Origin of the sequence: Peribacillus sp. NPDC096540, assembly GCF_050278525.1 — a bacterium.
GTDB lineage: Bacteria > Bacillota > Bacilli > Bacillales > DSM-1321 > Peribacillus.
In genome coordinates this window covers 1-10,189 of record NZ_JBNNTG010000071.1, presented here as the reverse complement: position 1 = coordinate 10,189, position 10,189 = coordinate 1, and the positions used below count along the sequence as shown (strand labels likewise).

Annotated in this window: 9 protein-coding genes; 2 read left to right on the top strand and 7 right to left on the bottom strand. The window is 39.3% G+C overall.

Annotated features, from left to right (window positions below):
* Positions 1 to 258 precede the first annotated feature (258 nt).
* Both ACQKMR_RS27575 and ACQKMR_RS27570 read right to left on the bottom strand, forming a co-directional pair.
* Positions 259 to 549 (bottom strand): DUF3817 domain-containing protein, encoded by a 291-nt coding sequence (locus ACQKMR_RS27575; RefSeq protein ID WP_427700116.1) that lies wholly within the window; start codon positions 547 to 549, stop codon positions 259 to 261.
* Between the two features lie 255 nt (positions 550 to 804).
* Positions 805 to 1,869 (bottom strand): C45 family autoproteolytic acyltransferase/hydolase, encoded by a 1,065-nt coding sequence (locus ACQKMR_RS27570; RefSeq protein WP_427700115.1) that lies wholly within the window; start codon positions 1,867 to 1,869, stop codon positions 805 to 807.
* A gap of 157 nt (positions 1,870 to 2,026) precedes the next feature.
* On the opposite strand from ACQKMR_RS27570, the gene ACQKMR_RS27565 reads away from it, so the two are divergent.
* The gene (locus ACQKMR_RS27565) at positions 2,027 to 3,418 is read left to right on the top strand and encodes a hypothetical protein (protein WP_427700114.1); all 1,392 of its coding nucleotides are present in this window, start codon (positions 2,027 to 2,029) and stop codon (positions 3,416 to 3,418) included.
* Positions 3,419 to 3,426: 8 nt separating this feature from the next.
* Here the strand turns inward: ACQKMR_RS27565 and ACQKMR_RS27560 are convergent, their stop codons facing one another.
* The 5 genes from ACQKMR_RS27560 to ACQKMR_RS27540 all read right to left on the bottom strand — a co-directional run bounded on the left by ACQKMR_RS27560 (position 3,427) and on the right by ACQKMR_RS27540 (position 9,046).
* Positions 3,427 to 3,624 carry a hypothetical protein gene (locus ACQKMR_RS27560; RefSeq protein WP_427700113.1) on the bottom strand — a complete coding sequence of 66 codons (198 nt, stop codon included), beginning with the start codon at positions 3,622 to 3,624 and terminating at the stop codon, positions 3,427 to 3,429.
* A 139-nt stretch (positions 3,625 to 3,763) separates the two neighbouring features.
* Complete coding sequence (locus ACQKMR_RS27555) at positions 3,764 to 5,185, bottom strand: amino acid permease (RefSeq protein WP_427700112.1); 1,422 nt, start codon at positions 5,183 to 5,185, stop codon at positions 3,764 to 3,766.
* A gap of 48 nt (positions 5,186 to 5,233) precedes the next feature.
* Positions 5,234 to 5,995 carry a dimethylarginine dimethylaminohydrolase family protein gene (locus ACQKMR_RS27550; RefSeq protein WP_427700111.1) on the bottom strand — a complete coding sequence of 254 codons (762 nt, stop codon included), beginning with the start codon at positions 5,993 to 5,995 and terminating at the stop codon, positions 5,234 to 5,236.
* A gap of 163 nt (positions 5,996 to 6,158) precedes the next feature.
* Positions 6,159 to 7,778: a M20/M25/M40 family metallo-hydrolase gene (locus tag ACQKMR_RS27545; protein ID WP_427700110.1), complete on the bottom strand. Its 1,620-nt coding sequence runs from the start codon at positions 7,776 to 7,778 to the stop codon at positions 6,159 to 6,161.
* Between the two features lie 404 nt (positions 7,779 to 8,182).
* Positions 8,183 to 9,046 carry a dimethylarginine dimethylaminohydrolase family protein gene (locus ACQKMR_RS27540; RefSeq protein WP_427700117.1) on the bottom strand — a complete coding sequence of 288 codons (864 nt, stop codon included), beginning with the start codon at positions 9,044 to 9,046 and terminating at the stop codon, positions 8,183 to 8,185.
* 173 nt (positions 9,047 to 9,219) lie between these two features.
* Between ACQKMR_RS27540 and ACQKMR_RS27535 the strand changes: the two genes are divergently transcribed.
* Complete coding sequence (locus tag ACQKMR_RS27535; protein ID WP_427700109.1) at positions 9,220 to 9,960, top strand: IclR family transcriptional regulator; 741 nt, start codon at positions 9,220 to 9,222, stop codon at positions 9,958 to 9,960.
* The last annotated feature ends 229 nt before the right edge of the window (positions 9,961 to 10,189 follow it).

The following is a 10,189-nucleotide window of genomic DNA, read 5'->3' as shown; positions in this document are numbered from 1 at the left end:
CCAAGGGAGACCCCACAGGCGCAAAGGCGCCGAGGAGGCTCCCGGACCGCCCGCGGAAAGCGAGTGCCTGGAGTGGAAATCAACGTTCGAATTTTCAAAACCCTCAAAAAAAATGTAGACAAACTCGATTTTCATCGAGTTTGTCTACATTCTGCGTCTTCTATATGTATAGAAGACGATTTATTACCTTATTTTTTCAGATGAACTTTTTTAAAGAAAGTCATTTGTTTTGATATAAATTGAATGTTTCTTTATCATTTAGCTTTGCTTCAATAGTTTTCGATCAATAACAAAATTACCAAATGGGATAAAAGAAACGATGAATATCATCGCCATTTTAAAAAAAGACCATTTTGATTTAATGCTCACATAAAGTAGTAAAAGGCCGAACACGAAAAATAGGAAACCATGAATGCTGCCTAAAATGAGTGTTGCTTCTCCAATATCCAAAATGTACTTAATGGGCATACCAATAGCCAGTAATAGAACATATGAGATTCCCTCAATTATTGTAATAAACCGAAACCATCCCAGAGTTGTAGAAAACATTTGCTCATCCCCTTATTCATTGTATAAGTACGACATCACTCCCAAACGACACACATTCAAACTTCCAGCCTCTTGTTACTAATCCAAAATCTGTTACTCTATCATATTATATTACTGGCATATCCACTAATAAATAGTACCCAGGATTCGTTTGCCTAAGATTAAAACAACAATAGCCCAATCCAAGGATTGGGCCTGTTAAAGACTTTACTTTTTCAACATGCTTAACAGTAACTTAATGACAATCTTGATTAATCAATTCCGAAACCAATTCGCTCCCTCATCCATATGCACGAATGGAATATCCGTATCAATTACACCTCTGATTCGTTCTAACTCAACATCTTCTCCTTCGAGCCATTTCGCAAAATCTATTGAAGTGGGTTCCTGGTTCCCTCCCAAGGCAATCCAAGCTTTCATGTCCTTAGGTAAATAAGCGGATGTATGAATCGTTCCCGCCCAGCTGCTATATAAATCTGAGAAGACACCTTGGTTGGTATCATTAAACAGTCTATAAGCATCGTAGGCAGATGAAAGTTTCCCTTCATGATCTTGTATAATTTTCAATCGGCGTTTAGAATCTATAAGGTGGTTACGATTTTCATGTTTCATGATTTCAAAGTGATTTGTGCAGGCATTTGCTGTGCGGACTTCCACATTTCTCGGAGAGGTTTCTACGATATAGGTATCACCACTTTTATCGTAGACAACGTATGTAAATGAATGCCGATGTGGGATTTCCTTCAACATGGCGACAGCTTCCCCCACATTTGCACAAGATTCTACAATCAATCTGCCAATCATACAACAAATGAATCCATCTCCTGGATTCTTTCTATTCATAAAGTTATATCCAATCACTAACCCTTTTTCATTCATGCCATCCATCCGTCCAGTCCCACGTTGACTTGGACCAATGCTAGCATAGCCTTGATCAGTTGGTTGGAATAGGACATAGCGTCCCTCATATGTCTTAGGGTGGTAATCATAATTACGAATGAAATAATTCTCACCTGTCATTATTGAGCATCCCGACCGAACATAATCCAATCGGTAGCCTCCAAACTCTTGCAGCACGCGTTCAATTGGCCACTTAATCGCTTCTTGCAACCCCAGTAATTCTTCCCACACTCCAGGGGCGAATTGTGTAATCGCTTTCTTGACCTCTTCTTCTTCAACCGTAAACCGTGGCTGCCTAATCTTCCACTGATCTTCACGATTTTTAACCGTTAGTGAATCTTTTAATTCCTCACCTTGCATGTATCCAAACTCATAATGTGTACCTCGAAATTGTATAATATCACTATATATTTGCTTCACGACTTATCCCTCATTTACAGTAGTGGCCATTCCAATTAAGGATACTTGAAGTATTGTTGAAAATAAAGAAGATAAGCCTTTAAATTTATTAAACAACTCACCTCCCCGGTCACCCCTCATAATCTGTAACTAGGCATATTTATGAGGGGGACGGATCATGGAGATGGAATTAACAGCACTCCATTGGATTTATGTTGTATTTATCGCATTGATAATCGGGTTTATGGTAAAGCGTCGTGATACTACCCTCATTTGTATAGTTGGAATCTTCCTATTAGCATTAGTTGCTACAGGCAGTTTAGCTTCATCCATTAGCGGTATATTTAACAGCTTCATTTTCGCAATCACAGAATTAATGTCCACGATTTTAATTATTTCAATCATAGTTGCCATGAGCACGGTTTTAACAAAGTCTGGAATTAATGATGTCATGATCGCTCCATTTACTAAATTCATTAAAAATCCCACACTTGCCTTTTGGATAATCGGAATCGTCATGATGATTATATCCTGGTTTTTCTGGCCATCACCGGCTGTTGCCTTACTTGGGGCGGTTCTGCTCCCCGTTGCATTACGAGCTGGTTTACCTGCTCTCGGTGTAGCGATGGCGATGAACCTTTTTGGTCATGGAATAGCATTATCAGGGGATTTCATCATTCAAGCTGCACCTAAACTTACTGCTGATGCAGCTGCTATTCCGGTCGGTGATGTCATTGCGGCGAGCATTCCTCTAGTCATTACGATGGGGGTAGTTACAACTTTTTCTGCCTTTATCTTTTTGAAGCGGGATATGAAGCTTGGACGTATCAAGTCTTCAGAAAATGAAGAAATCGTCCAGGATCAAACATTTAGTGAAAATCTGCTCACTATGGGACAAAAGAAGTTTTTTGCAATATTCATTCCGGTTGCCTTTCTGCTAGATGTTGTAGCCCTTTCGATTTTGAAGTTGCAAGGTGGGGATGCTACTGCGTTAGTTGGTGGTACAGCCGTTTTCATTTTGCTGATTTTATCTCTTGCCGCACATAAACAACAAGGACTTGAAAAATCAACGAGCTATTTGATTCAGGGATTTCAATTTGGCTTCAAAGTTTTCGGACCCGTCATTCCAATTGCAGCATTCTTCTATTTAGGCGATTCTGGTTTCACTAAAATCATCGGTGACTATTTACCAAAAACGTCTCTCGGCATTGTCAATGATCTCGGTGCCGCATTAGCGGCCTCCGTACCTTTAACGAAAGAAATAGCCGCCGTCACATTAACGGGCATTGGTGCCATCACTGGCCTCGATGGATCGGGATTTTCAGGTATTTCTTTAGCAGGATCGGTTGCCAAATTGTTCGGTACAGCAATCGGAAGTGGTACAGCTACCTTGACCGCTCTTGGACAAATAACAGCAATTTGGGTTGGCGGAGGCACCTTGATTCCATGGGCCCTCATCCCTGCCGCTGCAATATGTAATGTTAGTCCCTTCGAACTTGCGCGCCGAAATTTGCTGCCTGTAACCATTGGTTTAGTAGTCACTACAATAGTTGCGATGTTTCTCATATAACTTTTTATTCAGCCAATGTGCTTGGGTTTAAAAAACGAGAACGGTACTTGATGATCTAGATTTGAATGTGTAAAGTAATTTCCATTTCCATATGAAAAAGGACTCAATTTGGTATTAAATTGATTGGCGACAGTTCTAAATGAGTCAACTCCTTCTAAATAAGCAAGGACAGCTTTTAATTTCAACTCTAATGAATATTTTGTCATAAAAAATAGCACCTCCAATTGCTAGGTGTCTAACAATTGGGGTACAGTTCAAAAAATCAGTCCTTTTTACATTTTAGATAAAAATCGAAATTTATACTAATCTAGTAATCCAAGGAGATAATTCCCTGTAGATTCTAAACTACATTATTTTTTCATTACTGCTATCAACATTTATTGTTGACTCTACTTTCTTAGCCAGTTTAAATTTATAGAATAATATACAGGCGATTAAAAATCCTATCCCATAAAATAATCCAACTCTTTGAGTAGAATCAAAAGCAAGGAATACTAGAATCAAAAAGCAAAATCCTAAACAAAACAATGGGACAAATGGATAAAATGGCACTTTGTATTGTAATTCTTCCGCTTTCCCACCCGCTTTTAAAAACTTCCTTCGAAACATATATTGCGATAAAGCAATTCCCATCCATGAAATCGTGACGGAAATACCTGCGATTGACATAAGTAATACAAACACAGTATCGGCAGCAATAAAGCTGGTCAATAACGATAAAAGTGAAAAAGACATTGTAAAAAGAAGAGCATTCAACGGAACCTTTCTCTTAGACAAAATACCAAATATCTTAGGTGCCATTCCATCATGTGCCATCGACCAAAGTAAACGTGAAGATGCATAAAGACATGAATTTCCAACAGAAAGAATAGCTGTCAAAATAATAAAATTCATGATACCTGCTGCATAAGGGACCCCTGCAATCTTCATTAAAGTTACAAAAGGACTCTCTAATAAACCTAATTCAGAAGAAGGGAATATTGCTGAAAGAATTATTATGGACGCAATGTAGAATACAATGATTCTAAAAATTACATTTCGGATAGCTCTAGGTATGTTCTCTTCAGGATTTTCACTTTCCCCTGCTGCAATCCCTATTAGTTCTGAGCCTTGATAAGAAAAAATTACATTCATCATTGTCACAAAGACAATTGCAATACCACCTGCTGGGAAAAGTCCAGAAGGAGCTAGATTCTCAAAGAATGGGGTCGGACGATCAGATAAGGAGACAAAGCCAAAGATGCCAGCGATTCCAATTAAGATAAACAAGATTACCGCAACGATTTTTATTCCAGCGAACCAATATTCCGCCTCTGCAAAACCTCTTGTCGTTAACGCATTCAATGTAAATAAAAGTACAATGAACACAGCACACCAAATCCAGATAGGAACATGAGGGAACCAGTGTTTCATCAATATTCCCGCTGCTGTAAACTCAACTCCTGCAGTTGCAGCTGAACCGACGAAATACATCCATCCGAGCGAAAAACCAGCGGAAGGTCCAATATATGTAGCAGCATATTTTTGGAATGAACCTGTAACCGGCATATGAACGGCTAGCTCGCCTAGACAGACCATTACCATATACAAAATAAGACCACCTGCTAAATAACCCACCAGAGCCCCTCCGGCCCCTGCTTGATTAATTGTATAGCCTGCATTTAAAAATAGGCCTGTCCCAATAACGCCACCAAGCGAAAGCATAAATAAATGACGTCTTTTCATCGAGCGTTGCAGTTGCTCATTGTTTTCCAAACCATTCCCCATATTATCACGTCCTTTTCTTTGCTATTAGTCCACCTTCTTCCTAACAACTTAGAATCTTAATGAGAGACAACTAAGACCGCCATCTTGTTTTTGGAATTCTGTCATCTCCACTTCAATCACAGTGTATCCAATATCTTCAATCTTTTTCTTTGTTCCCTCAAATCCTTTCGGGACAATAATGTAGTCGTTCATTCGGACGCAGTTACCCGAATATTCTTCGTCCTCTGTTACAACAATTTGATTATAGCTAGAAAAAGCTTCATGATTGATGAATTCTCCGGCCACTAATAAATTATTGTCTCCTAGATAATTCACACCCGTTTTTAAATGAAAGAATTTCTTAAGAGGAATGATTGTGGTATCATAACCATACTTACCCATAATATCTTTGAACTGTCGAGCACCTGCTTCATTTGTTCTTGAAGAAAGTCCAACATAGAAGCGATCTTCTGCCTGCATAACATCTCCGCCATCTAACATACCTGGGGATTGAATATACTCAATTGTGTCATAAAAGTCTTTTAAAACTTCTTTCATTTCAATAATCTCACCATTTCGGCTTTCTGCACCAGGATTCGTTACAAGGGCACATTTTGGCGTCAACACAGCTGTATCTTCTACAAACGTAGAATCAGAGTATGTTTCATCCGATTCGAGAACGGTCACTTTCACACCGCAGCGTTTTAATGCTTCTATATAAGCCTCGTGTTGTACAAGCGCTTTTTCATAATCCGGGTTTCCTAAATCCGATGTTGTTAAGCCATTTACAAAACTTTTACCAATCTTTCGTACAATCGCATGTTTAAACATATATATTCCTCCTAATATAGTTAACTTAACTTTTTTAAAATAGGGACAGTTAAACCACTTGAACCTTCCGTACCTTAGTGCACTTGTGCTCCAAACTGTACAAGTAGTTTTTTAGTTATTGGATTTTCGGCACCACTAGCCTTGCAGAAACGATAGAGTGTCTCTATCGCTTCTCTACCAAACTCTTAAACATACTCTTTATCAAACTCTCTATCATAGCAGGAGTATGGACAAAGGCACTATCGATGTGAAGGCGTTCTGTACGCTGATGTGCATCTTTGCCAAACGGTCCTACATTGAGTACGGGTGCTTGAAGTTGAAGCATATCAGCGAAAGGAATGCTGTAAGTATCGCCCCAAACTGGCGTATTCTTTTCAAAAGCCGTCCAGCCATCAGCCTCATCACTATATTGAACATAGCTTAAATCGCAAAGACCATTAAAATAATGAATTTGGCTTACTTCTTCATTAAACAAGCGGGCAGTTTTCTTTATTAATTTCACAGAATCAATGATAAGCGGATCATCGGACGTATTGACGGCAGGATAATATGGCGGCGCAAACATCAATACAATGGCAGGTGCAAGCTCTTGACATTGAATCATCAGTTTATCAGCTATTCGCAGTGATTTATCCCGTTCATCCAAATCCATGTTTCCTTTAACTTCACTCTTTATTTGCTCCACAAAATTCCCGCCAAATTTCCCCTCGGCATAAGAAAGTAACTTTTCATAGCGTAATACTTGTACTTCACCTACACCTTCAATTTGTTCACGCCGACAAAGAGCTTTATATGAATCATTGCATTTTATCGCTGCTTCCTTTGCAACCTGCTCGAATAAATCCATAATTTCTGCAGCGCTTCTTTTCATAATGAAAACATTATAAAGTGCGGCTGCTCGATAAGGCGTCTGTGTTGAATATTGTAGTTTCAGATCTTTTTGCTGAAGCGATACGGGTAAAGGTGTTTCCTCTCCAAGATCACTTTCCTGAAAAAGAGTGTTCCACTCCATGAGCTGCGTAAGGAAAGAGGCTATATAGTTAGCAGTTATTCCCTTTAGTGGCTCCCCTACGTGAGTTTCTTTCCCATAAAAAAGAGCAGCCGGCATGATTTTCCCTAACGATCCAGAATAAATATAATGTCTATCATCGCCTGGTTTCTGTGAAAATGATGGTTCACTATTAAAAAACATTTTATAGGAAAGGTCATATTTATCACGTAAAGTCACAAGTTCTTTAACTGCAGCCCTCATTCCCGCAGAATTCACTTCCTCATCAGGAACCGTTAACAGCAGGAGATTGATCGGCCATTGTTCAATGCTTGCTTTTTCGATGATAGCCATGTGAAGGGCAAGCCCCATTTTCATATCCATCGTTCCTCTACCAAACAGGTACTTTCCCGATTCAAGGTCTATGCGTGCTTCTTCCGGTAGATCATCTTTCCGTTCATGAAATTTTTTCGTGAGCTCCTCCGGTTGAAAAGCAAGAGTTTCAAGATCACCGTATTCTTCAGTATGAACCGTATCAAAATGGCTAATTAATACAACTGTCTCCTTTGCCTCAGGATGTTTATAAAAGGCATTGACAAAATTTCTCCCTAAATCAGCTTCGTGAAGCGATAAGCACTCAGGATTCCTTTTAAAATAATCAAGTTCTCTTAATTTTTCTTGAACTTTATAAGGAAAAGTGCGCTCTCCTTCTGTGAGAGTACGACTTTCCCAGCTAACAAGTTCACATAACAAAGCACGAAGTTTTTCTGGAGAACCCCATAGTAATTGCCCCATTGAAATCCCCTTCCGATTTTCATAAAATATTAGAAAAAGAGTATGAATTTTCTGATTTTAAAATCACAGTGACTAGCAGCTCAATCCACCCTCCTGCTTTTGAAACTCCGAGATATCCAGATCAATCGTTTTATATCCAGCTTCATTCAATTGACGTGTCGTCTCTTCATATCCCTTTGGAATAATCACATAGTCATTTACGAGGATGCAGTTTGCTGAGTATTCGTCTTCAGCTAAAACCGTATTTTTCTTGTATTGTGCAAAATTTGGATAGACCCCACATCAAAGCTTCAACGTAATCAGCGTGCTGTTCTGCGTGCCAAGGTCGGATGTTGTTAATCCATTTACATAACTTTTTCCTAGTGTTTTTACAATTATATGTTTATACAAAATTTAATCTCCCATCATTTTTTATTTGTACGTACCACCGGGCAGGTTAAACAGGTTGGACCGCCAGTGCCTTTGTAACTGATTTCAGTTCCTTTATATTCATATACTTTTGCTCCGGCATCAAGAAGCTTTTGCTTTGTGTAAGCGTTACCAAAAGACATTACACAAACCCGCGGAGCTAATGCAAGCACATTGCAGCCTAAGTTCAAGTACTCATCATCCGGCACTTCGATAAGCTGAATGCCTCGTTCAATAAGCAGTTTTCTGAAAAAGACTGGCATAAGGCGAGAATGAACTACTGCTAAATCATGGTCGACCATGCTGATGAAAGACATAAGATGGAGACACTCGGCCTCGCCTTGATCATGTGGAAGCTGAACTACGATGAATTCATCCACTAGATGAGCCGTCATTTCTTTTAATTGCCGAATGGCTTCAGCGTTTGTACGATAACCATGTCCGACAACAAGTGTCTTATCATCAAGCCAAACGATATCACCGCCATCCGCGACCGCATCACCCGTTAAATACCCAATAATCGGGATGTTTTTTTCCTTACAAAATTCCTTGTATACATTAGCTTCAGGCTGCCTCATTTCTTTCCCGGACTTTAAAATAATGGCTCCTTCGCTTGTGAATTTGATCGGGTCATGCGCATATAAGGAGTCAATGCCGACTTCCGAAGATGCTGGCAAATAATCGATGTTTGGAACATATTTCTCCATAATTGAAATAAAGTCACCATATTCTGTTAGGGCTTCTTTAAAATCTGGCTCTTCCGCAAAGTTGAACTTCCGCCATGCCTGGCTTAAATGCTCTTGACTAATAAAAGCATCGGTCGGATGTTTTACAATGACACGTTCCAATGGTTTGTACATAGACGAACAATATGTCACTACCTCTCCCCCTTTTTCCGCATAACGGAAAACATTTTCGCTAATAGGAATTTTTCTTAAATTATAAAATTAATTATGGTATAATGTCAATATGTTTCAAATATTCAAATAAATTTTCATTTTGTAACATGTAATGAAAGATAGGTGGTATGTTTATGCAATCGATTGACCGTGCCATGAACGTTATAAAAGTGCTAGTTTCCAATTCATCGGAAAACTGGCTGTCAATTACGGAACTTTCTCAAGAATGTGATCTTCCTGTCAGTTCCATGCATCGTTTGTTAAAAGCAATGTCCAAGCATGGATTAATTCAACAGGATGAACAATCTAAGCAATATGGTTTAGGGAATATTTGGCTCGAGTATGGTTTGCATATGTATGACAAAATGGATTATATCAGTCAAATAAGGCCTGAACTAGAAAGGCTTATGAACAAAGTGGAGGAAAGCGTCTATCTCAGCCAGCCAGTAGGAATGGAGTCACTCATTATCGAACGAATCGACAGTGAAAAAAGCCAAATCCGTGTTTATGACCAGCTTGGCTCAAGAGTCCCTATGCATATTGGAGCTGCTAATAAGGTGATGCTCGCCTATATGCCATATAATCAAGCGAAAAAAATCGTAGATGCTCTTCTGCCAGTTCAAGAAAGAGCAGCTTTTTGGGATATATTGAAGGAGACTAAAATGAAGGGACATGGAATCAGTCACAGTGAAAGAACAGAGGGAACATCTTCTGTAGCTGTTCCGGTCTTAGACCATTTTGGAGAAGTGCATGGGGCGGTGAGTATTGGTTTTGTCAGCTTTAACTTGACAGAAGACAGACTTGATTTTCTCATTAAAAATGTGATGGAAACCGGCAATCGAGTTTCTTCAAAATTGGGGTATAGGGGACAATGAATACGAGACCAGTGGATGAACGGTATTCAAGAAACGATTCATCCATTAGAATCTTGTTGTTTTATTATAAACCCTGACTTTCCAAGGATACTCACCTTCTGGCTTTACATTGTAAGGAAAAAGCCCTTCTCACATGAACTGTGCCCCATTTTACGGACAGTATAAAAAAGTGCCTAAGCGGCTAATAAGTGGTCCCGGTATTGTACCGGGGCCATTTTCTTTAGCCCCC